Origin of the sequence: Streptomyces sp. NPDC051286 (assembly GCF_044455345.1) — a bacterium.
Classification (GTDB): Bacteria; Actinomycetota; Actinomycetes; order Streptomycetales; family Streptomycetaceae; genus Streptomyces.
On record NZ_JBITER010000007.1, the window covers coordinates 193,034 to 214,509 of the forward strand.

Here is a 21,476-nt window from a genome sequence, read left to right on the forward strand (position 1 = left end):
CTCTGGGTTCGGAAATGACCCCACTCCCTTCGAACCGGAACGGCTCACGCCCGTCTGGAAGAAGTGTTTATGGTGTTGCGATGGTGAGAATTCGAGAGATGGGCGAGGCCGACATAGACGCCGTAGCGGCCTTGCGGGTGCGGGGCTGGCGGTCCGCTTATGCCGGCATCATCCCCCAAGCCTTTTTGGACCGAATGTCCGCTGAGAACGACGCTCAGCAGCGCAGGGCGGGTTTCGCCTCCTCGCGGGGCAAGGTGGTGGACTTGGTGGCCGTCGACGAGGACGACGTTCCCGTCGGCTGGGTCTGCTTCGGCCCTTACCGGGGTGAGACAGACGCCATGGATGCCGGTGAGGTGTATGCCCTCTACGTTGAGCCCACGCTGATGGGCAGGGGAATCGGTCGCGCCCTGCTCGACGACGTGCACCGCCATGCTTCGGCCCGGCGGTTCGCCACTCTGCAGTTGTGGGTGCTGCGGGACAACTCACGCGCGCGGAAGTTCTACGCCGGCGCCGGCTATGCAGCAGATGGTGCGGTCGAGAGCGACATGTACGGCGACACGGCCGTTACGGAGCTACGGTACCGACGCTCCATGCCGTGACAGCGCCCTCACTCTGTCGCCCTGGACACCTGAACACGGGTGTTCCCGGTACGACAGTGACGCGGAGACGCGCACAGCGCGACGCATTCCTTCGACGGGCGCGCTCGTACATCGGGGAAGTGGGGTGCCGCACCCGGGGGCGGTGTGTCGCCGCCGGCGGGGTGGATACGCGCGCCCACATGAGGCCGGACGGCCGGTCCGGACGGCCGCTGTCAGAGCCAGCCCCGCATCGCCGCGAACCCGACCAGCAGCCCCACCGCGAACACCCCCGGCACCACCGCGAACACCGCGGGCATCAGCACCGGACCCCAGGCCCGCGGCCCGGCGACCGTGGCGCGCCTCTCCGGGTCCGCCGGATCGTACGAGACCCGGACCGGCGCCCCGACCTCGAAACCGAAGGGGCCCGGCGCATGGTCGACGAACTCGACCTCGCGGCCGTCGAGCGTGCGGAACGCGAACACGTACTCCGTCGCATAGCTCCGCTCCCGGTCCGCCCCCCGGTCCACGACCCGGCGCTCCGCGCACCGCCCCTCGGCCCGCTCCCCGTGCCGCACCAGGCTCAGCACGCGGCTCAGCCGCAGCGCCGACCGTACGGCGAACGCACCGAGGAACAGGCCGAAGAGCAGCAGGAACGTGGCGGTCCCGCCGGGCAGTACATCCATGAACGCCTGTCCTCCACCCGCTACTTCACGGTGATCGAGTCCACGAACGCGTCGAGGTCCTGAGCGCTCAGCGAGCCCTTCACCGCATTGATCCGGATGGCGAACGGTACGTGCTTCGAATCGACTCCCGCCACCACGACCCCCGTCATCCGGGTGCCGCTCGCCGGCGTCTGCTCCTTGCCGGACGACGTGAACTCGTAGTCGATCCGACGCGCCTCGCGGGCGCTCTCCTCGCCCGCGAGCCGCACGTCGGTGGTGCCCTTGCGGGTGGCACCGAGGCCGATGCCCGCGCCCGCCGCGGAGGCGGCCTCGCCCGCGTCGTCGATGCCGGTCGCGAAGTCGAGCTGGACCGAGACCATCCCGGTGCGCAGCCCGCCCTTCTCCTTGAGCGCGACGGCCGCGTTGTTCTTGTTGCGGTCGGCGGCGGACTGCTCCTTGTAGCCCTTGTCCTCGGGGTAGCCGACGGACACGCTCTTGGTGTCGAGCGTGCCCCAGCCGTCCGGGACGGCGGCGGCGTCCGAGGAGCCGCAGCCGGTGAGCAGGGTGAGACCGAGGGCGGCGGCAACAACCGCGCCGGACGTCCGGGACTTCCTCACTGCCGTCATCGCCTTTCGTTGTGCGGGGTGCTGCGTACGGGGCTCACTTCGCGCAGTAGCTGTACGGGAGGAACGTGCGCTTGTCGCCCTGCGGAGCTCCGAGGAACTGCGCGTTCGTCAGATTCTCCTTCTTGTGCTCGTCCGAGAGGGAGAACCCGAGGCTCATGCCGAGCGAGACCTCGAAGCCGAACTCCTGGGCGTCCGTCTCGCCGTGGTACTGCATCGTGCTCGACAGACCGTCCTGGAACATCATCTGCTCGAACGGGTCGGTTCCGTCGGGCTTCTGCTGAAGCGACTTGTCGCCGAACATGTACTCGAACGGAGCGGTGTTGTTGCCGCTGCCGTCCAGCCACTGCTCGGCGATGGCCCGCTTGTCCTCGGTCGCCTTGTCGGTGTCCTTGCCGAAGACGATCGAGTTCGTCTGGATCTCGATGCCCGTGTCGCCGGACGAGTCGGTGGCGCCCGCCTTGCCGCCGCGCTTGTCGCCGTCCTTCTTGCCGTTGTCGCCCTTGGCCTCGCCCTTGTCGGACGTGGAGCCCGTCTCGACCGTCTTCGTCATGTCGATACGGACGATCTTGCCGGTCTTCTGGTCACGGGTGACGGTGATGGCCCCGGTACGGGTGTCCTTCGCCCCGGCCGTACCGGTGAGCGGCCCGGCCGAACCGCTGGTCTTGCCCTCCAGTTCGAGCTTGGCGGTGTACGTGTACGACTCGTTGCCGTTGACGTCGTCCTTCGAGATGGTCACCTCGGGGGAGAACTTGACCTTGCCGCCGAGCTTCGCGCTGAGCTTGGACTCGTCGCCCGCGCTGATGTTGAGACCGCCGTCCGCGTACACATTGAGGCCGATCGTCGAGTAGGAGATCTTCTTGTTGCCGATCTGCTTCTCGACGTCCTTCTTCTTGTCCGCCCACTTCATCCCCGAGTACCAGTTGCCGCCGTAGGCGCCGCTGTACTTCGTGGAGGCCTCCCACATCTTCATTTCCTCGATGTCTTCCCGCATCTTCTTGGCGTCCTCCTCGCTCTTGAAGACCCAGGTGTCACCGTTGGTGATCTTGACGCCGCCGCCGACGTCGATATCCGCCTTGCCCAGCTTGCCGAGCTTGAAGCCGGGGGTGCTGGCGTTGACGCCGACGGATGCGGCGTCCGTGAACGTCATGTAGACCAGCTTGTCGTTCTCGTCGACCTTGCCGTCCCCGTTCACATCCGTTTTGGCCTGGCTGACCTTCTGCTGGAAGCCGTACTCGTTGCCCCACTCGAACCAGCCGATCTTGACCTTGTCGCCGACCGTTTCGGAGACGCTGGAGATCTGGCAGAGCTTGGGCTCGTAGTCGGCATCCGTCTTCGGCTTCGCGACCGGGTTGTTGCCACCGGTGGTGCACCCCCCACTGCCGCCACCGAGCGAACTGATCGCACACCGGATCCGCTCGCCGATCTGACCGCCGACACCGGCCATCGCCATCGCGCCGATCATCGTGACGACGAGGATGATCACCCCGAGGTACTCCATGGCGGTGGCACCGCTGTCCCGCCATGAGTACGAGTTCGGGGTGACGGACTCCGTGCTGTCGTCCTCCTCCAGCAGCCGGTCGACGGCCAGCCCGGCGGCCGAACCGGTGACCAGCACCACGAGCGGCATCAACACGCCCTCGACGCCGACGAGATGCCACGAAACGAAGAGGCCGTACGCGAGTCCGGCGACCGGCACACCCAGGGCGGCGGCCAGATACACCGGGCGGGACTCCCGAAACTCCTCGGGCAGGACGCGGGCGGCGGACAGGACGGTGAGCAAAGTGGTGATGACGCTGGGCACATGCAGCAGACCCAGCCGCCAGGTGAACTCCTCGAGCCGCACGCCGGTGGCGAGGGTCTCCACCAGCCCGCGGCTCACCAGGAAGCCGGCGACGATGTAGACGAGGGCGCCGATGGCCCAACTGCGCGTCAGCGGAAAGAACGCACCGCCGCCGCTCCGGGCTCCGCCGGCCCAGCCGGGGCCACCACCACCCGGACGGCCGGGACCCTGCCCCGGCGGCATATGGCCCGCGCTTCCGTGTCCCCAGCCCCCACCACTGCTCACGGCTCTCCCTCTCCGACGCTCACTCGGTCTGCTCGTCCCCCGCTGACTGAACCTCGGGTGTGGCGTGAGCGTACGGGCGAACTGGCCTTGTGACCTGGGTCCTTGGCCCCAAAGTCGGGCCCAAGTGCGCAGCGGTGGCGGCGAATTCGGCGACCTGTAATGCGGGTTAGGGCCTGTTCTGAGTTCCCCGTTGTTCGCGCGAAGCGCGGGCGCAGCGGTGGTCGGTGCGTGCGATCGGCGTGCGGTGTCGCAGGTCATGTGGCGGAGCCACCTGTCCTGCGGGGCCGTGCGGCGAGTGTGCGTGCCGGGCGTCGGGGCGCAGGCGGGGAACTCAGAACACGCCCTAGGCTCCGGCAGTCGATCCCGGCGGCCACGGGACCCGGGGAACGACCGTCGCGACGCTTGCAGGGCGGCTCCGGCTGGGCCCCGGCATGAGCCCTCGGGCCCAAGACGGCCTCGTCGACGGGTGGTTAGCGTCGCGTCCCTGAGGTTCTGAAGGTTCCGCCGGCACCCACGCACGCACAACGACCGCGGGGCCGGGCGGGCTCCCGGAAGGGTGGAAGGGTGACGACTGGCGCGCAGACGGCGGAACAGCTGACGCTGACCGATGAGGAGTCCCGGCTCCTGCAACAGGGCCTGATCGAGTGGAGCGGCCCCGCGCGGTGCACGGAGGAGTTCGCCGTGGCCATGGGATTCGACGACGCGGACGACCTGAACCGGCGAGGCGCCCGGATCCGTACGGCGCTTGCGGCCAAGGAGCCTCTGGAACCGATGGACTGGGCGCGGGCCCTGCTCGCGACGGAACTGGCGTTCGCCAGCGAGGTGGTCGGCTCGGGATACGAATGGTCCACGACCACCGGCTGGTCCGACGACACGACAGTGAAGGTCCTGCGCTCCACCCAGCTGAAACTGATCCGCACGGTGACCCCGCTCGTCGGCCGCGGCCTGGGCACCCGCCGCCCGGCCTCCTGAGCCGTATCCCTCACCCGCCGCGACCGCCCGGACCGGGCCCGGCGCGGCGGCGAAGCAGATCTCCCCGGACCTCCTGGCCCAAGTCCCCGCGTCAGGAGGTCTGGACGACCCGCACCCGGGCCCCCGGCCGCAGCCCCCACTTCTCCATCGTCCCGGCCTCCGACTCGATCACGTGCCGCGACCGCAGCCGCACCATCCCGAGCCGCCCAGGCTTCATCGTGTGGACCGCCACGACGTTGAACTTCCGGTCCAGGTACGCCACATCGATCGCGAACCGCATCCGGAACGTATGCACACTCCCGCACGGGGTGATCATCAGCGCCCCGTCGATCCCGTCCTGACCGAGGAGCCCCTTGGACCGCGCCAGGTACGAGGCGGCGATCCGCAGCGGCACCTCCTGCTCCGGCCCGCCCTCCCGGTCCGTGACCGTCAACATCCCGTTTCCATTGCGCCATTGACCCATGGCCACGAAGGTAGCGCCCGGTGACCGCCGCTGGGCCCGGAACCGTACGCAGTGGGCCCCTGGACCCATGACCCGTGCGCGTCCACCGGCCTAGGGTCGGTTCCGTGTTCGCCATGTTGCTGGGGGTCGCCGCGCTCTGGGGCGCCGCGACCGGACTGCTGATCCCTCGCGCCGCCTACCGGTTCTCGGTCGAACCGGACGACGCATGGCGGGACACCTGCCCCGCCGGTCACCCCTTCAGCGGGGTGGCCCGCGGCTGGCTCGGTTCTCCCCGGTGCGCTGCGTGTGCCGGGGTACGGACGGCTCCGCGGGCGGCGGCGGTCGTCGCTTCCGTGCCCGATGCGGGCAGTGGTGACGCCGGGAGAACGGCCGAGCGTTACACCCCCTCCCTCCTCGCCCCCGTCGTGACCGCCCTCGGCTGCACCGCCCTGGCCGCGGCCACCGGACTCCGCCCCGAGCTCGTCGTCTGGCTGCTGCTCGCCCCTGTCGCCGTGCTTCTCGCCACCATCGACCGCCGCGTCCACCGGCTGCCCGACCAGCTGACGCTGCCGCTCGCCGGCGCGGCCGCGCTGCTCCTGGGCGGTGCGGCGCTGCTTCCGGAGCATGCCGGATCGTGGACCTCCGCGCTGCTCGGCGGGCTCACGCTCGGCGGTTTCTACCTCCTGCTCTTCCTGATCAACCCGAACGGGATGGGCTTCGGCGACGTCAAGCTCGCCCTGTCGCTGGGCGTGGCCCTCGGCTGGTACGGGTGGGCGATCGTCTGCGCGGGAGGCTTCGCCGGGTTCGTGTTCGGTTCGGTGTACGGGTTCGGGCTGATGATCCTGCGACGGGCCGGGCGCAAGACGGGCATCCCGTTCGGGCCGTTCATGATCGGGGGCGCCCTGCTCGGGATCCTGTTGGGCGGTCTCGCCGTCTGACGGCCTCCCGTACCGCTCACGGACCGCCGGGAACGGGGGACCCGGAATCCGGTCGCGGCCGCGGGCGCACCGGTGACACCCTCCCCGTATGCCTGGAACACCCGAAGAGGAACGCGCGCGCTTCGACGCACTCGTGGCCGAGGCCGCTGCCGTCTCCGTCGACGGCTGGGACTTCTCCTGGCTCGACGGCCGGGCCACCGAACAACGCCCCTCCTGGGGCTACGCGCGCGCCATGGGGGAGCGGCTGGGCCGGGCCCACGCCGCCCTCGACATCCAGACCGGCGGCGAGGTCCTCGCCTCCACCCCGAAGCTGCCTCCGCTCACCGTCGCCACCGAGTCCTGGCCGCCGAACATCGCCCGCGCCACCGCCCGCCTGCACCCGCTCGGCGTCGTCGTGGTCGCCGATGCGGACGAGCCGCCGCTGCCGTTCGGGGACGCCGCCTTCGACCTGGTGACCAGCCGTCACCCGGTGACCACCTGGTGGACGGAGATCGCACGCGTCCTGCGACCCGGCGGCACGTACTTCTCGCAGCAGGTCGGTCCGGCGAGCGTCTTCGAACTCGTCGAGTACTTCCTCGGCCCGCAGCCGCCCGAGGTGCGCGGCGCCCGCGACCCGCAACGGGCCGGCGCCGAGGCCGAGGCGGCCGGGCTGGAGGTCGTCGATCTGCGGCTGGAGACGCTGCGTACCGAGTTCTTCGACATCGGCGCCGTCGTCTACTTCCTGCGGAAGGTGATCTGGATGGTGCCCGGCTTCACGGTCGAGCAGTACCGGCCGCAGCTGGCTGCCCTGCACCACCTCATCGAGACCGAGGGGCCGTTCGTCGCGCACACCACCCGCTTCCTGATCGAAGCCCGAAAGCCGCGGTAGGCGGTCAGCGCCGCCCGCACCCTCCTCCTTGCCGCAGCTGCCGGAACCGCCCGCGGGCGGGTGGACGGTCACCCGCACCGAGGACCGTCGGGACGAGCGCGGCGAGGTGAGGCAGGTCCTACGCGTGCGGCCCCACCGTCACCTTCCCGACCGTCAGCTCCGTCGTTCCTCCCAGCACCGTCCCCACCCGCTCCACCTGTTCCTCCAGCCCCCGCAGCTGTACAGCGGTGAGCGGGGACAGCGGCTCCACGGTCACCGTGATCCGGCGACCCGAGCGGCGCTGGTGCCAGACCCCGGCGACCGTTCCGTCGATCAGCAGCAAGGGGAAGTTCCCCGCCTGACCGCGTGCCAGCGCGCGCTCGTACGCCGCGCCCGGGAAGAGCCGCTCGCGCGGTTGGGACGCGATGGCGAACGCATCGAAATAGGGGAGCAGCCGCACCCCGCGCGCCGGTCCGGCGGGGAATCCGGTGTCGCCCGCCACCAGCCACGCCGTACCGCCGCTCTCGTACGCCACCTCTTCGATCGCCCCGTTCCCGGCCAGCTCCGCGAAGAGGGACACGGCCCACCTGGTCGGCGCTGCGAGCCATCTGGCGAAGTGCGCAGGGGTGGCGGGGCCGTACGCGTACAGATAGCGCCGCACGAGTCCGGCGAGCGCCGTCGGACCGTCGAGCGCGATGGCGCCCGGGTTGGTGTACGTGACCTTGCGGCCCCGGTCCGGGGCGAAGCACAGCACACCGCGGTGGCCCGCCAGATGCATCACCTGCCGCCAGCGCGGCCACAGCCCCTGGAACGCGGGTATCACCCGGTCCCCGGCCCACGGACCCGTGCGGGCGACCACCGCGTCGGACAGCTCGTCGATCGTCAGCTCGGCGCCCGTCAGCGCGTCGCCGATCGCCGCCAGGACCTCGTCGGTCTGCCCAGGACTCATCCGGACGTCCTCCCGGAGCGGACCGGCCCCGGTGGGAACTTGGGACAACGCGCCGGTCCACATCGGTAATTCGGCCGCAGGCAGCAGATGTACGGTGCCGCGCGGCCCGTACGTCCTGACCAGGGTGCGGTCGGTCCACAGCGCGGTGCGTACGTCGGCACACGTACCGCCCGTCAGCCGCAGCCCGACGGACAGCTCGGCGGCGGACCGCACCTGCGCGTGTGCGGCAAGCATCGCCGCCACGGCGTCCGCGGGGGAGGCCGCCAGGGGGGCGGAGAGGCCCTGGCGCTCGATCCGGCGGGCGTTCGCCCCGGTCCAGGTCACGGTTGCTGCTCGGGTCGTCATGATGCGGAATCTAGCGGCCCATCAGGTCAGAGGCTGTCCCCTATTCGCCCCATGACCTCTGTGAGACACACAGCTGCGGTCCTGATCGGCGCGACGGCGCTGGTCCTGGTTCCGGCTGCGTGAAGCCGGAGGGCGGTCACCGGCCCCTGGCGGGGGGCCGGCGTCAAGCCGACGCCTCCGGCAGCCCACCCGCCTCATCCCCCTCATCCGCCCCCGGGCGCCGTGCTCGGACCGGAGTCCAGCGAATTCGGAGAGTAATTGTCGAGTGGCGTGGCACGCAGCATCACTCACGAAGGGTTATGGTGGAAACCCCCCCTCGGGCCGGTCCGTATCCCCCCCCCCACGGACCGGCCCGTTTTTTGTACCCGTCCGGCGAAGAACGGACTCTCAGCCCGACCGGCCCATGGGAGGCGGTGTCGCGGGGCTGGGCACGCACATCTGCGGCGTTGTCGTCAGTCACCGACTCCCCCATAGCCCTGAAGGCATGGGGGGACCCCCTTCGCGTCGGCTCCCTCCTCCGCCTTGCAGCTGCACGCACCCAGCCCCGCTCCTTCTCCCACCCCCCATGTGCCGGTCGGTCTCAGCCCCGGCCGGCCCAGATGTTGGTGCCGGCGGTGTCCACGGCGAAGGTGTCGATCTCCTTCAGCTCCTCGGCCGACAGTGCCGGCCCGGCGAGCGCCGCGACGTTCTCCTCCAGCTGCTTCACGCTCGAAGCGCCGATCAGGGCCGACGTCATCCGGCTGTCCCGCAGCACCCAGTTGAGCGCCAGCTGAGCGAGTGACTGGCCGCGCCGCTGCGCGATGTCGTTCAGCCCGTTCAGCCGGCGGATCACCTCGTCCGAGAGCAGATCCGGGTCGAGGGACTTGCCCTGGGTGGCGCGCGAACCCTCCGGGATGCCCTTCAGGTACTTGTTCGTGAGCAGCCCCTGGGCGAGCGGCACGAAGGAGATACAGCCCATGCCTGCCTCCTCCAGCGTGTCGAGCAGCCCGTCGTCCTCGGTCCAGCGGTTGATCATCGAGTAGGACGGCTGGTGGATCAGGGCCGGCACCCCCATCTCCTTGAGCAGCGCGGCCGCCTCGGCGGTCTGCTCCGAGTTGTACGAGGAGACGCCCACGTACAGCGCCTTGCCCTGCTGTACGGCGGAGGCCAGCGCACCCATGGTCTCCTCGAGCGGAGTGTCCGGGTCGAAGCGGTGCGAGTAGAAGATGTCGACGTAGTCGAGCTGCATCCGCTTCAGCGAGGCGTCGAGCGACGACAGCAGATATTTGCGGGAGCCCCATTCGCCGTACGGACCGGGGTGCATCTCGTATCCGGCTTTGGTTGAAATGATCAGTTCGTCACGGTACGGGGTGAAGTCCTGCTGGAAGAGCTTGCCGAAGTTGAGCTCGGCGGAGCCGGGCGGCGGCCCGTAGTTGTTGGCCAGGTCGAAGTGGGTCACGCCGAGGTCGAAGGCGCGGCGCAGAATCGCCCGCTGGGAGTCCAGGGTGCGGTCGTCGCCGAAGTTGTGCCACAGGCCGAGCGAGACGGCGGGGAGCTTGAGGCCGCTGCGGCCGGTGCGGCGGTACTCCATGGAGTCGTAGCGCGAACCGGCGGCCCGGTAGGAGAAAGAAGAATCAGTCACGTTTCTCTCCTTATCACGGACTTGTGACAGGCTGGGTTGGGCCGGTGCGGTGCCTGCGCAGTAATGTGGCGGCCTCGGGGACTGCCACGGCACGGCGGAGCTACGGACTCTGCGGACCGGTGCGACGATCCCCACGGGGTCGACCCCGGACCCCGGGCAATGGGGCGGGAGGGCCCGCACGGAACCGAGAGGTGAACTCAGTGAACTTGCGCGACCTGGTGTACGGGCTCTACGCACGCCGGGTGGAGGCCCGCCTCGACCACGCCCAGGTGCCCAAGCACATCGGTGTCATCCTCGACGGCAACCGGCGCTGGGCGAAGGCGTCCGGCGGCACGGCCGCGCAGGGGCACCAGGCGGGTGCGGACAAGATCCAGGAGCTTCTCGGCTGGTGCAGTGAGACCGATGTCGAGGTCGTCACCCTGTGGCTGCTGTCCACGGACAACTTCGACCGGCCCGAGTCCGAGCTGACGCCGCTCCTCGGCATCATCGAGAACACGGTGCGCGGCCTGGCGGCGGACGGCCGGTGGCGCGTCCACCACGTCGGCACCCTCGACCTGCTGCCCGCGCACACGCAGACCGTCCTCAAGGAGGCCGAGCAGGCCACGTCCGGGGTCGACGGAATACTGGTCAATGTCGCGGTCGGCTACGGCGGGCGGCAGGAGATCGCGGACGCGGTCCGGTCGCTGCTGCTCGACCACTCGTCCAAGGGGACGTCCTTCGAGGACCTGGCGGAGATCGTCTCCACCGACCTGATCTCGGAGCACCTCTACACGCGGGGGCAGCCGGATCCGGACCTGGTGATCCGCACGAGCGGCGAACAGCGGCTGTCCGGGTTCATGCTCTGGCAGAGCGCGCACTCCGAGTACTACTTCTGCGAAGTCTTCTGGCCGGCCTTCCGCAAGGTCGACTTCCTCCGCGCACTGCGCGACTACGCCGCCCGAGGCCGACGCTTCGGCGGCTGACGCCGCCCGTCCCCTCCACGGACCCTTCGGCCGGCTGGGCCTGGACCTGTGTGCCCGGAGCCGTCACTTGCCGCCCTCGGCGGCATCGGTTCCGTCCTCAATCGCCGGACGGGCCTGAGTGCCCGGCCGGGGCCCGCGTTTCGCGACCGCTCCGGAAAACAGCCTGTCCGGCGGTTGAGGACGGAACCCTTGGCCGGGTGGGCCAGGACCCGCGCGCCCGGGGAGCCGTCCCTGGACGGCCCACACCCGCACCCACGTGCCCGAGGGCACCACTCCCGGCTCACCCGCGCCCCCGGCGCGGCATGGCTTCGCGTGTTCGAGGGAATACCCCTGACAGGTCGACGTCCGGTCAAAAACCAGGCGGACGTCGTGTCCAAGTGAGCGGCATGGAGTCTGCTCGCCCGGGAGGCCCTTTGCACACGAAGGACCGTACATACTGTGCGGCTGACGCGGAGGGCCAGCGCTCGGCCCGTGCAAGAGGGTCACAGCCCGGTCCGTCCTCTCCCATTGGGATGCTCCGCGACGCCGTCGCACCCCAACCTCGTCCGAGGGGGTACGTCCTTCCGTGGTGACCAGCACAAAGCGCCGCATGCCCGACAGGCGCACCTATGTTCTCGACACCAGCGTCCTGCTGGCCGATCCGAACGCCATGGCCCGGTTCGACGAGCACGAAGTCGTGCTCCCGATCGTCGTGGTCACGGAACTGGAGGCCAAACGGCACCATCCGGAACTCGGCTACTTCGCCCGGCAGGCCCTGCGCCTGCTGGACGACTTCCGGGTCCGCTACGGCCGGCTGGATGCCCCGATTCCGCTCGGGGATCTCGGCGGGACGCTGCGCGTCGAACTCAACCATTCCGACCCCGGCGTACTGCCCGCCGGCTACCGGTTGGGGGACAACGACTCACGGATTCTCGCGGTCGCGCGCAATCTCCAGGCCGAGGGATACGACGTCACGGTCGTCTCCAAGGACCTGCCGCTACGCATCAAGGCATCCTCGGTCGGCCTCCTCGCGGAGGAGTACCGCGCCGAGCTCGCCGTCACCGACTCCGGCTGGACGGGCATGTCGGAACTGCCCCTCTCCGCCGAACAGGTGGATCTGCTCTTCGGAGAGGAGACGCTCTACGTCCCCGAGGCCGCCGACCTGCCCGTGCACACCGGACTGGTCCTGCAGTCCGAGCGCGGCAAGGCGCTCGGCCGGATCACCGCCGAGGGCAATGTGCGCCTCGTCCGCGGCGACCGGGAGGCCTTCGGGATCCATGGCCGCAGCGCCGAGCAGCGCATCGCTCTCGACCTGCTGCTCGACCAGGACGTCGGCATCGTGTCGCTCGGCGGCCGGGCCGGCACCGGCAAGTCGGCGCTGGCGCTCTGCGCCGGTCTGGAGGCCGTCCTGGAGCGGAGGCAGCACCAGAAGGTGATGGTCTTCCGGCCGCTGTACGCGGTCGGCGGCCAGGAGCTCGGCTACCTCCCCGGCACCGAGGCCGAGAAGATGAGCCCGTGGGCGCAGGCCGTCTTCGACACGCTCTCGGCGGTCGCCGGGCGCGAGGTGATCGAGGAGGTACTGGGGCGCGGGATGCTGGAGGTGCTGCCGCTCACCCACATCCGGGGCCGCTCGCTCCACGACGCGTTCGTGATCGTCGACGAGGCGCAGTCGCTCGAACGGAACGTCCTGCTGACCGTGTTGTCCCGGATCGGGGCGAATTCCCGAGTCGTGCTCACGCATGACGTGGCGCAGCGGGACAACCTCCGGGTCGGCCGGTACGACGGAGTCGTCGCCGTGGTCGAGAAGCTGAAGGGCCATCCGCTCTTCGCGCATGTCACGCTCACCCGTTCCGAGCGCTCGCAGATCGCCGCGCTGGTGACCGAAATGCTGGAGGAAGGCCAGATCTGATACGGGATACGACCATTGATGCCGCTCGGCGAGCCAAAGAGCTTAGCCGGGCGGCATCGTGCTGCGGCACCTTTTCCGGAAAACACGTCGACCAAACGAGGTGTGAGCTTTCACACGCAACGGAGAATTGCTTCGCGGTGGCCCGGTCCGGCAGAGTCTTGCTTCCGTCAGGCCCCGCATACGGCACACCCGCACCTCCAGAGGTGCCACGCATCAGACAACTCAACAATTGCCGTCCGTATGCCGCCCGCGAGCACCACGCGGCACTCCTTCAGGGGAGTTGCCCACCGGGCCCGTGCCTCCCGTGACCCAAGCAGTAGGGAGGCCAGTGCCAGGGGCACGATTGCGTCCGCGAGGTCACCTAAGCGGGCGATGCTGGAAGGACACCGTGTGAGCCGGATCTCGGTCCGGGGGTTCGCCGTGGCATCTGCCACTGCGGTCACCACCGTCGGCGCCGTCGTAGGCGTTGCATCGGGCAGCACTCCTGCTGCTGACGACAACAACTTCGAGGCGACCGCAGCCGACACCACGCTTCTCGCCGACATCCCTGCGGGCCAGCAGGCCCAGGTGCAGACCGCCTCGCTGACGCAGCAGGCGGACGCCCAGGCGTCCGCAGCCGACGCGGCAGCGAAGAAGTCCGCGGAAGAAGCGGCCCGCATGCAGGCCGCCAAGGATGCCCAGTCGAAGAAGCAGGCGGCCGAGGACAAGCTGGAGAAGGAGCGCCAGGCCAAGGCGGACGCCGAGCGCGCCAGCCGGTCCGAGGTGCGTTCCGCCTCCGCCTTCGCCACGCAGAGCTCGTACACCGTGGCGCAGGTCCAGGCGATGGCTCGCCAGATGATTCCCGGCGACCAGTACCAGTGCTTCAGCAACATCGTGAACCACGAGTCGAGCTGGAACTACCGGGCGACCAACGCGTCCTCCGGTGCCTACGGCCTCGTCCAGGCGCTCCCCGGTTCCAAGATGTCGTCCGCCGGTGCCGACTGGCAGACCAACCCGGCCACCCAGATCAAGTGGGGCCTCAGCTACATGGACGGCCGCTACGGCTCCCCGTGCGGCGCCTGGTCCTTCTGGCAGGCGAACCACTGGTACTAGAACCTTCCGAGGTTCCGGTCTCAACCTGACGAAGCCCCTCACCGTCCTACGGTGAGGGGCTTCGCGCGTGTACCGTCGTCCGGACGACTCCGGGGGGAGTGGTGGGGAGAGAACTCGGGGGTAGAGAAACACTCATGTCGAAACTGCCAGGATGGCTCGGGCGGCTGGGAGCCGAACTGACCGAGCTGGGCGACCGCCTGGAGGAACGCCGCGCCGCGGCCGAGGCCGAGGCCGAGGGGGATATCGCGGGATACAGGGACGCGCAGGCCGACCTCCCGGTCGCGGTCGTCGCCGCGGTGTCCACTGCCGAAGACCGGTCCACCGCCCCCGGCCGGGTCCCGGCGCCGCCCGCCTACGCACCCGCGGTCGCCGCCCGCCCCGATCCGGTCGCGGCGATCCCCTGGGGGATGCGCGTCGCGGCCGAGGCCGGCTGGCGACTGCTCGTCCTCGCGGGCACGCTCTGGGTGCTGATGAAGGCCATCAGCGCCATACAGCTGGTGGTCCTGGCGTTCGTCGCCGCGCTGCTCGTCACCGCGATGCTGCAGCCGACCGTCTCCCGGCTGCGGCGCTACGGGCTGCCGCGCGGTCTCGCCACCGCCGTCACCGCGATACTGGGCTTCGTCATCATGGGCCTGGTCGGCTGGTTCGTGGTCTGGCAGGTCATGGACAACCTCGACACTCTCTCCGACAAGGTGCGGGACGGTATCGAGGAGTTGAAGCGATGGCTGCTCGACAGCCCCTTCCACGTCACCGAGCAGCAGATCAACGATGTCGCGAAGAATCTCAGCGACACCATCGGCACCAACACCGAGGAGATAACCTCCGCCGGACTCCAGGGCGTCACCGTGATGGTGGAGCTCCTCACCGGGATGCTGCTGGCGATGTTCTCGACGCTCTTCCTGCTGTACGACGGGAAGCGCATCTGGCACTGGGTGCTGAAGCTGGTGCCCGCTCAGGCACGGCCGGGTGTCGCGGGCGCCGGGCCACGTGCCTGGCGGACGCTGACCGCCTATGTGCGGGGCACGGTGCTGGTCGCCCTGATCGACGCGATATTCATCGGGCTCGGCATCTGGTTCCTCGATGTGCCGATGGCAGTGCCACTCGCCGTCTTCATCTTCCTCTTCGCCTTCATCCCGCTCGTCGGCGCGGTGATCTCCGGAGCGCTCGCGGTGGTCGTCGCGCTGGTCACCGAGGGCGTGTTCACCGCGCTGATGGTGCTCGTCGTGGTGCTGGCCGTGCAGCAGATCGAGGGCCATGTGCTGCAGCCGTTCATCCTCGGCCGTGCGGTACGCGTCCACCCGCTCGCCGTCGTCCTCTCGGTCGCCGCGGGCGGCATGATCGCGGGCATCGGCGGTGCGGTCGTCGCGGTGCCGCTGGTCGCCGTCACCAACACGGTGGTCGGCTATCTGCGGGCGTACGGGGAGGAGCAGGTGCTGCGGCACGCACCGCAGCCGCGCGGCGCCTCGGCCGACGGCGTCGCCCCGACCCGGGCGCCGGGACCGCCACCCAAGGACCACGGCGACGGCGACGCCGATATGGAAGCGGCACAGCCGGCGACGGAGTAGGGCAAAAGAAGGGCCCCGAGGACGGTCGGTCGTCCTCGGGGCCCTTCTCGTATCAGGGGTGCTGCTGTTACTGCTCGGCGAGCACGGCCTCGGCTTCGAGGGTGACGCCGACCGCCTGGATCACCGAGGCGATCTTGACGGCTTCCTGAATGGTCTCACGGTCCACGCCGGCCTTGCGCAGCACCTGCTCGTGGGAGTCCAGACACTGGCCGCAGCCGTTGATCGCGGAGACGGCGAGCGACCACAGTTCGAAGTCGACCTTCTCCACGCCCGGCTTGCCGATGACGTTCATCCGCAGACCCGCACGGAGCGTCCCGTACTCGGGGTCCGACAGCAGGTGCCGGGTCCGGTAGAAGACGTTGTTCATCGCCATGATGGCCGCCGCCGACTTCGCCGCGGTGTACGCCTCGGCGGAGAGGTTGGCCTTGGCCTCCGGCTCCAGCTCGCGCAGCACCTTCGGCGAGCGCGAGGCGATCGCGCAGGCGAGGACGGTGCCCCACAGCTGCTGCTGCGGGAGCTCGCTGTTCCCGATGACCGAACCGAGGTTCAGCTTCAGGTCCTTGGCGAAGTCCGGAACAGCGGCCTTCAGTTCGTCGAGTGCCATGTCGGTGTCAGCTCACTCGCCGGCGAGGAGCGCGACCGGGTCCAGGGTGTTCTCGCCCTTGGTCCAGTTGCACGGGCACAGCTCGTCGGTCTGCAGGGCGTCGAGGACCCGGAGGACCTCCTTGGGGTTACGGCCCACGGAACCGGCGGTCACCATCGTGAACTGGATCTCGTTGTTCGGGTCGACGATGAAGACGGCGCGCTGCGCGAAGCCGTCCTCGCCCTCGATGCCGAGGTCACGCATGAGCTCGTGCTTCGAGTCGGCCATCATCGGGAAAGGCAGGTCGGTCAGGTCCGGGTGGTCCTTGCGCCAGGCGTGGTGCACGAACTCGGAGTCACCGGAGAAGCCGAGGATCTGGGCGTCACGGTCGGCGAACTCGTCGTTCAGCTTGCCGAAGGCGGCGATCTCGGTGGGGCACACGAAGGTGAAGTCCTTCGGCCACGCGAAGACGATCTTCCACTTGCCCTCGTAGGTCTTGTGGTTGATCTGCTCGAACTCCTTGCCGCTCTCCAGCGAAACACAAGCAGTCAGGTCGAACTCGGGGAACTTGTCACCGACAGTGAGCACGCGCACTCCTTGCAGCGTAGGAATTCCCTTTTGTGGGAGTTCCTGAGGGTTGGACGGTGTCCACCATGACACAGAGGGCATTGATCGCGGAAATAGCTACACTTGTTCGTGATGATCGGAGGTGCCTATCAGTGGCGCAGAGCAACCAGGGCAATCGCCCCAAACAGCCCAGCCTGTCGCAGCTGCGCGCCTTCGCGGCCGTGGCCGAACATCTGCACTTCAGGGATGCGGCGGCAGCAATCGGGATGAGTCAGCCCGCGCTCTCCGGAGCCGTGTCCGCGCTGGAGGAGACGCTCGGTGTCCAGCTCATCGAGCGTACGACGCGCAAGGTACTGCTCTCGCCCGCCGGGGAACGGCTCGCGGTGCGGGCCCGGGTCGTGCTGGAAGCCGTGGGCGAGCTGATGGAGGAGGCCGAGGCGGTCCGGGCACCGTTCACCGGAGTGCTCAGACTCGGTGTGATCCCGACCGTCGCCCCGTATCTGCTGCCGGCCGTGCTGCGGCTGGTCCACGACCGCTACCCGGAGCTCGACCTCCAGGTGCACGAGGAACAGACATCGTCGCTGCTGGAGGGGCTGGCCGCCGGACGGCTGGACCTGCTGCTGCTCGCCGTACCTCTCGGGGTGCCGCAGGTGACCGAACTCCCGCTTTTCGACGAGGACTTCGTGCTGGTCATGGAGCGCAGCCACTGGCTGGGCGGGCGCGCCGACATTCCACGCGAGGCGCTGCGCGAACTGCCGTTGCTGCTGCTCGACGAGGGGCACTGCCTGCGCGACCAGGCCCTCGACATCTGCCGGGAGGCGGGCCGTACGGAGGGGGCGCCGGTCACCACGACCGCGGCCGGGCTTTCCACGCTGGTGCAGCTGGTCGCGGGCGGACTCGGGGTGACACTGCTGCCGCGTACCGCCGTGACCGTCGAGACCGCCCGCAACGACGCGCTGACCACTGGGTACTTCGCGGAGCCCGCGCCGTCGCGGCGGGTGGCGCTGGGCATGCGGACAGGTGCGGCCCGACGGGGCGAGTTCGAGGAGTTCGCCGCCGCGTTGCGTGAGGCGATGCGGGCGCTGCCCGTACGGGTGGCCACGGACACCTAATGCCGCTCACGAACGCGGGGCGTGGTCCGTCCTCCCGGAGGAACCACGCCCCCGCGTCCCTCACTCGGTACGGAGACCATCCGGCCACATCAGGCGCCACAGGGCAGGCGGTGAGACCAGAGTGACCAGCAGGATCAGCCCGGCACCCGCGCCGATCATCGGCAGGAACCGCCACCACTCGCGGCCCGCGTAGGTGATCGTGCCGCGGTCGGGGTGACGATCTCGGCGAGGCAGTGCAGCGGGGAACCGGCGGGGGTCACGGGTTCACTGCCTTCGCGAGCTGGCCAAGTCGCGCGGCGGTCAGTTCCAGCCAGCGGAGGTCGGCTTCGAGGTGGAACAGCGCGTGGTCGCAGATCAGCTGGTCGGCCAGGTCGCCCTTGCGCTTGCGGTCGGTGAGGATACGCATCAGGCGCAGGTGCTCGGAGCGCTGGGCGTCCAGCAGATCTGCGGCGCTGCGGCCGGTGAGCAGGGCCAGGACGACCTTGGTGTAGAGCGTCGACTGGAGATACGGCTCCGGCTTCTCGGGCTGGGCGAGCCAGGCCGAGACATCGGTGATCCCGGCCTCGGTGATGGCGTACCGCTTGCGCTCGGGGCCGCCGCCGCTCTCGATGCCGTCGACCTCGACGAGGCCGTTCTTGAGGAGCCGGGACATGGTCGAGTAGACCTGCCCGTAGTGCAGGGGGCGGTCGTGGCCGAACTTCTCGTCGAACGTGCGCTTGAGGTCGTAGCCGTGGCGGGGGCCGGACTCCAGGAGTCCCAGCAGGGTGTGGCCGATAGACATGTCCCACACTATACGCTGCATGTATACCTAGGGTGTATACCTGATCCCGGGCCGGCCCGGGAGCCGTCCCGTACCCCTTTCCGGAACCGCGCGCCGCCGGCCACTCGGTCCCGGTCCTCGAGTGCCGGGCGACCAGGACCTGGTACAGGGTGTCCGTATCGAGCACCGGCTGCGCCGCCCGGTCTCCGCGCCGCGCGACCATCGGATTGCTGACGGGTTCCGGCATCGTGGGGCACGGGTCGGTGCGCGAAGAGGGGTGGGTGGTCATGGAATCGCCCTGTTTGTCTGGTTAAAAGTACTAGCAATCTGCTCGCGGATTAGCTGTCCTCGCAACCTTGCGCACCTCTCGTGAGTCGGTTCCCTAAGGAGCGGGTGCTGATTGTCACGTCCGCAAAGGGCTGGATCTCTTGCTTTTTGTCCCCACCGACAGTGTTAGCTGGCTGGGCCGAGGGGGGATCCGGGCGAGCAGAGAAACAGGGAGCAAGACAGCGATGGGTCGAGCGGATGCGCGACGAGCCCAGCAGCGCGGTGCGCGACGGGCTACGAAGAGCGGCGGCATACGCAGACTCTTCACGTGGAAGAAACTGCTGGGCACCTTCTTCGGGTTCTGCCTGCTCGGCATGGGCGCGTTCGTCGTGCTCTACATGATGGTGGACATACCCGAGGGCAACGCCCAGGCCAAGCTCCAGAGCAACGTCTACAAGTACCCCGACGGCACCGTGCTGGCCCGTACCGGCGAGGTCAACCGGGAGATCGTGGATCTCTCCGAGGTCCCCAAGGAGGTACAGCGGACCTTCGTCGCCGCCGAGAACAAGTCCTTCTACACGGACCAGGGCGTCGACTTCAAGGGCACCGCGCGCGGTCTGATCAACACCTTGTCCGGCAAGGGCAAGCAGGGTGGCTCGACCATCACCCAGCAGTACGTCAAGAACTACTACCTGGACCAGGACCAGACGATCACCCGCAAGCTCAAGGAGCTGGTGATCTCCCTCAAGGTCGACCAGAAGACGAGCAAGAACGACATCCTCGCCGGGTACATCAACACCAGCTACTACGGTCGCGGCGCCTACGGCATCCAGGCCGCCGCGCAGGCGTACTACGGCAAGGACGCCCGGGACCTGGACGTCGCCGAGGGCGCCTACCTTGCCGCGCTGCTCCAGGCGCCGAGCCAGTACGACTGGGCCGTCGCCACGCCCACGGGCAAGCGACTGGTCAAGGAACGCTGGAACTACGTACTGAACAACATGGTCGGCGAGCACTGGCTGGACGCCGGCAAGCGCCAGGGGCTGACCTTCCCGGTGCCGCACGCCCCCAAGCCCCCGGACGGTCTCACCGGCCAGAAGGGCTACATCGTCAACGCGGCGCGGGCCGTGGTGCAGAAGCAGGAGCACCTCAGCGACGCGCAGTTCGACGCGGGCGGCTGGACCATCACGGTCAACATCGACAAGAAGAAGCAGAAGCAGCTGGAGCAGTCGGTCAACGCCAGGCTGACCAGCAAGCTCGACACGAAGGGCCGCAGCGTCGACAAGGACGTGCAGGCCGGCGCGGTCTCGGTGGATCCGAAGACCGGCGCGGTCGTCGCCCTGTACGGCGGCACCGGGCTGACCGAGCACTACTTCTCCAATGCCACCCGGCGCGACTACCAGCCCGCCTCCACCTTCAAGCCGATCATCCTCGCCGCGGCGCTCGACCAGGAGGCCCGGACGCAGGACGGGCAGCCGATCACCGCCAACACCCGGTACGACGGCAACAGCCGGCGCCCGGTCCAGGGCAGTGACATCGCCTTCGCGCCGCCCAACGAGGACAACGCGAACTATGGCCCGGTCACCGTCCAGACGGCGATGAACAAGTCCATCAACTCCGTCTTCGCGCAGATGGGCGTGGACGTCCACATGGACAAGGTGATGGAGACCGCGGGCAAGCTCGGCATGAACGTGGAGGGCCTGCCGGTCGTGCCTGCGCAGACCCTCGGCTCGATGGGCGCGAGCCCCATGGAGATGGCCGGGATCTACGCGACGCTCGACAACCACGGCAAGAAGGTCACGCCGTCGATCGTGAAGTCCGCCTCCCGGCAGGGCGTCCCGATCGCGCTGCCCGACCCGATCGGCGAGCAGGTGATCAGCCGCCAGGCCGCGGACTCGGTGACCTCGGTGCTGACCGGCGTGGTCGACGACGGCACGGCCCGAGTCTCGGTGCGCGACGCCCCGGGCCGCGGCGGCCAGCAGGTGGCCGGCAAGACGGGCACCTCGGACAACAACAAGTCGGCCTGGTTCACCGGCTACACCCCGAAGCTCGTCACCTCGGTCGGTCTCTTCGGTGAGGCCGCCGAGTCCCACAAGGGGGCCGACGGCAACCAGATCCAGAAGGGTGCGCAGGTCACCCTGAAGGGCGCCGCGGGCGGCGGCCGCGTCAACGGCGGTGGCTTCCCGGCCGAGATCTGGGCGGACTACACGTTCCAGGTGATGGGCGGGACCAGCACCTTCGACCTCGACACGAACATGGGTGCGGCCGTGGCGCCGCCGCCGCCGACCTCGACCTCGCCGAGCCCGAGCGGGCAGCCGTCGGAGTCGGCCAGCCCGTCGGGCGAGCCGTCCAGCGCGGCACCGTCCTCCGAGCCGCCGGCGGACAGTCCGCCCCCGTCGACGTCGTCCGACCCGACGCCCTCGGGCGACACGTCGAGCGGGCCGCCGACCGTCCCGGACCCGACGGACAGCGCCCAAGTCCCGCTGAAACCGGCGGACGGCAGGCAGAACAGCCGCTCGCAGGGCTGACGCGGCTCACCCGGCGGACACGGCGAAGGGTGCCACGGATACGCTCCGCGGCACCCTTACGGCCTCCCCCGCGGTAGGGAGTGGGCTCCCGACAGCGGGGGATGCCGTTA

19 protein-coding genes are annotated in these 21,476 nt (G+C 69.3%); 10 read left to right on the forward strand and 9 right to left on the reverse strand.

What is annotated here, in order from left to right:
* Positions 1 to 80: 80 nt before the first annotated feature.
* Complete coding sequence (locus tag ACIBB8_RS10360; RefSeq protein WP_398950465.1) at positions 81 to 599, forward strand: GNAT family N-acetyltransferase; 519 nt, start codon at positions 81 to 83, stop codon at positions 597 to 599.
* A 212-nt stretch (positions 600 to 811) separates the two neighbouring features.
* On the opposite strand, the gene ACIBB8_RS10365 is transcribed toward ACIBB8_RS10360, so the two are convergent.
* The 3 genes from ACIBB8_RS10365 to ACIBB8_RS10375 are packed head-to-tail and all read right to left on the reverse strand — an operon-like array spanning position 812 to position 3,931.
* Positions 812 to 1,261: a DUF3592 domain-containing protein gene (locus ACIBB8_RS10365; protein WP_398950467.1), complete on the reverse strand. Its 450-nt coding sequence runs from the start codon at positions 1,259 to 1,261 to the stop codon at positions 812 to 814.
* 20 nt (positions 1,262 to 1,281) lie between these two features.
* Positions 1,282 to 1,866 (reverse strand): hypothetical protein, encoded by a 585-nt coding sequence (locus tag ACIBB8_RS10370; RefSeq protein WP_398950469.1) that lies wholly within the window; start codon positions 1,864 to 1,866, stop codon positions 1,282 to 1,284.
* 34 nt (positions 1,867 to 1,900) lie between these two features.
* Positions 1,901 to 3,931, reverse strand: coding sequence for a hypothetical protein (locus ACIBB8_RS10375; protein WP_398950471.1), 2,031 nt, complete (start codon positions 3,929 to 3,931; stop codon positions 1,901 to 1,903).
* A gap of 564 nt (positions 3,932 to 4,495) precedes the next feature.
* Here ACIBB8_RS10375 and ACIBB8_RS10380 point away from each other — a divergent pair.
* The gene (locus tag ACIBB8_RS10380; protein ID WP_398950473.1) at positions 4,496 to 4,903 is read left to right on the forward strand and encodes a hypothetical protein; all 408 of its coding nucleotides are present in this window, start codon (positions 4,496 to 4,498) and stop codon (positions 4,901 to 4,903) included.
* A gap of 91 nt (positions 4,904 to 4,994) precedes the next feature.
* Here the strand turns inward: ACIBB8_RS10380 and ACIBB8_RS10385 are convergent, their stop codons facing one another.
* Complete coding sequence (locus tag ACIBB8_RS10385) at positions 4,995 to 5,366, reverse strand: DUF192 domain-containing protein (protein ID WP_398950475.1); 372 nt, start codon at positions 5,364 to 5,366, stop codon at positions 4,995 to 4,997.
* Between the two features lie 113 nt (positions 5,367 to 5,479).
* Between ACIBB8_RS10385 and ACIBB8_RS10390 the strand changes: the two genes are divergently transcribed.
* Positions 5,480 to 6,283 (forward strand): prepilin peptidase, encoded by an 804-nt coding sequence (locus ACIBB8_RS10390; RefSeq protein ID WP_398950534.1) that lies wholly within the window; start codon positions 5,480 to 5,482, stop codon positions 6,281 to 6,283.
* 88 nt (positions 6,284 to 6,371) lie between these two features.
* On the forward strand, positions 6,372 to 7,151 hold the full coding sequence (locus ACIBB8_RS10395; RefSeq protein WP_398950477.1) for a class I SAM-dependent methyltransferase: 780 nt from the start codon (positions 6,372 to 6,374) through the stop codon (positions 7,149 to 7,151).
* Between the two features lie 118 nt (positions 7,152 to 7,269).
* On the opposite strand, the gene ACIBB8_RS10400 is transcribed toward ACIBB8_RS10395, so the two are convergent.
* Together ACIBB8_RS10400 and mgrA are read right to left on the reverse strand one after the other, a co-directional pair.
* A complete protein-coding gene (locus ACIBB8_RS10400) occupies positions 7,270 to 8,424 on the reverse strand; it encodes a winged helix DNA-binding domain-containing protein (RefSeq protein WP_398950478.1) in 1,155 nt (384 codons plus the stop codon).
* 580 nt (positions 8,425 to 9,004) lie between these two features.
* Positions 9,005 to 10,045 (reverse strand): L-glyceraldehyde 3-phosphate reductase, encoded by a 1,041-nt coding sequence (gene mgrA / locus ACIBB8_RS10405; RefSeq protein ID WP_398950480.1) that lies wholly within the window; start codon positions 10,043 to 10,045, stop codon positions 9,005 to 9,007.
* Positions 10,046 to 10,245: 200 nt separating this feature from the next.
* Between mgrA and ACIBB8_RS10410 the strand changes: the two genes are divergently transcribed.
* The 4 genes from ACIBB8_RS10410 to ACIBB8_RS10425 all read left to right on the forward strand — a co-directional run bounded on the left by ACIBB8_RS10410 (position 10,246) and on the right by ACIBB8_RS10425 (position 15,552).
* Positions 10,246 to 11,007: an isoprenyl transferase gene (locus ACIBB8_RS10410; RefSeq protein WP_398950483.1), complete on the forward strand. Its 762-nt coding sequence runs from the start codon at positions 10,246 to 10,248 to the stop codon at positions 11,005 to 11,007.
* 565 nt (positions 11,008 to 11,572) lie between these two features.
* The gene (locus ACIBB8_RS10415) at positions 11,573 to 12,895 is read left to right on the forward strand and encodes a PhoH family protein (RefSeq protein WP_398950485.1); all 1,323 of its coding nucleotides are present in this window, start codon (positions 11,573 to 11,575) and stop codon (positions 12,893 to 12,895) included.
* Between the two features lie 390 nt (positions 12,896 to 13,285).
* Positions 13,286 to 13,987 (forward strand): lytic transglycosylase domain-containing protein, encoded by a 702-nt coding sequence (locus ACIBB8_RS10420; RefSeq protein WP_398950487.1) that lies wholly within the window; start codon positions 13,286 to 13,288, stop codon positions 13,985 to 13,987.
* A gap of 134 nt (positions 13,988 to 14,121) precedes the next feature.
* Positions 14,122 to 15,552, forward strand: coding sequence for an AI-2E family transporter (locus tag ACIBB8_RS10425; protein ID WP_398950490.1), 1,431 nt, complete (start codon positions 14,122 to 14,124; stop codon positions 15,550 to 15,552).
* Positions 15,553 to 15,619: 67 nt separating this feature from the next.
* Here ACIBB8_RS10425 and ACIBB8_RS10430 read toward each other — a convergent pair whose 3' ends face one another.
* Complete coding sequence (locus ACIBB8_RS10430; RefSeq protein WP_266982030.1) at positions 15,620 to 16,156, reverse strand: alkyl hydroperoxide reductase; 537 nt, start codon at positions 16,154 to 16,156, stop codon at positions 15,620 to 15,622.
* Positions 16,157 to 16,168: 12 nt separating this feature from the next.
* Positions 16,169 to 16,723 (reverse strand): peroxiredoxin, encoded by a 555-nt coding sequence (locus ACIBB8_RS10435; RefSeq protein ID WP_398950493.1) that lies wholly within the window; start codon positions 16,721 to 16,723, stop codon positions 16,169 to 16,171.
* Between the two features lie 131 nt (positions 16,724 to 16,854).
* Between ACIBB8_RS10435 and ACIBB8_RS10440 the strand changes: the two genes are divergently transcribed.
* The gene (locus ACIBB8_RS10440; RefSeq protein WP_398950495.1) at positions 16,855 to 17,814 is read left to right on the forward strand and encodes a hydrogen peroxide-inducible genes activator; all 960 of its coding nucleotides are present in this window, start codon (positions 16,855 to 16,857) and stop codon (positions 17,812 to 17,814) included.
* 256 nt (positions 17,815 to 18,070) lie between these two features.
* Here ACIBB8_RS10440 and ACIBB8_RS10445 read toward each other — a convergent pair whose 3' ends face one another.
* Positions 18,071 to 18,595: a PadR family transcriptional regulator gene (locus tag ACIBB8_RS10445; protein WP_398950497.1), complete on the reverse strand. Its 525-nt coding sequence runs from the start codon at positions 18,593 to 18,595 to the stop codon at positions 18,071 to 18,073.
* A 491-nt stretch (positions 18,596 to 19,086) separates the two neighbouring features.
* Here ACIBB8_RS10445 and ACIBB8_RS10450 point away from each other — a divergent pair, with 491 nt between their 5' ends.
* Positions 19,087 to 21,366, forward strand: a complete 2,280-nt coding sequence (locus ACIBB8_RS10450; protein WP_398950499.1) for a transglycosylase domain-containing protein — start codon at positions 19,087 to 19,089, stop codon at positions 21,364 to 21,366.
* The last annotated feature ends 110 nt before the right edge of the window (positions 21,367 to 21,476 follow it).

Bases quoted from the DNA above. Each gene is read 5' to 3' on its own strand.
- ACIBB8_RS10360 (WP_398950465.1), top strand. From the start codon at position 81: ATGGTGAGAATTCGAGAGATGGGCGAGGCCGACATAGACGCCGTAGCG.
- ACIBB8_RS10365 (WP_398950467.1), bottom strand. From the start codon at position 1,261: ATGGATGTACTGCCCGGCGGGACCGCCACGTTCCTGCTGCTCTTCGGC.
- ACIBB8_RS10370 (WP_398950469.1), bottom strand. From the start codon at position 1,866: ATGACGGCAGTGAGGAAGTCCCGGACGTCCGGCGCGGTTGTTGCCGCC.
- ACIBB8_RS10385 (WP_398950475.1), bottom strand. From the start codon at position 5,366: ATGGGTCAATGGCGCAATGGAAACGGGATGTTGACGGTCACGGACCGG.
- ACIBB8_RS10390 (WP_398950534.1), top strand. From the start codon at position 5,480: ATGTTGCTGGGGGTCGCCGCGCTCTGGGGCGCCGCGACCGGACTGCTG.
- ACIBB8_RS10395 (WP_398950477.1), top strand. From the start codon at position 6,372: ATGCCTGGAACACCCGAAGAGGAACGCGCGCGCTTCGACGCACTCGTG.
- ACIBB8_RS10400 (WP_398950478.1), bottom strand. From the start codon at position 8,424: ATGACGACCCGAGCAGCAACCGTGACCTGGACCGGGGCGAACGCCCGC.
- ACIBB8_RS10425 (WP_398950490.1), top strand. From the start codon at position 14,122: ATGTCGAAACTGCCAGGATGGCTCGGGCGGCTGGGAGCCGAACTGACC.
- ACIBB8_RS10430 (WP_266982030.1), bottom strand. From the start codon at position 16,156: ATGGCACTCGACGAACTGAAGGCCGCTGTTCCGGACTTCGCCAAGGAC.
- ACIBB8_RS10445 (WP_398950497.1), bottom strand. From the start codon at position 18,595: ATGTCTATCGGCCACACCCTGCTGGGACTCCTGGAGTCCGGCCCCCGC.
- ACIBB8_RS10450 (WP_398950499.1), top strand. From the start codon at position 19,087: ATGGGTCGAGCGGATGCGCGACGAGCCCAGCAGCGCGGTGCGCGACGG.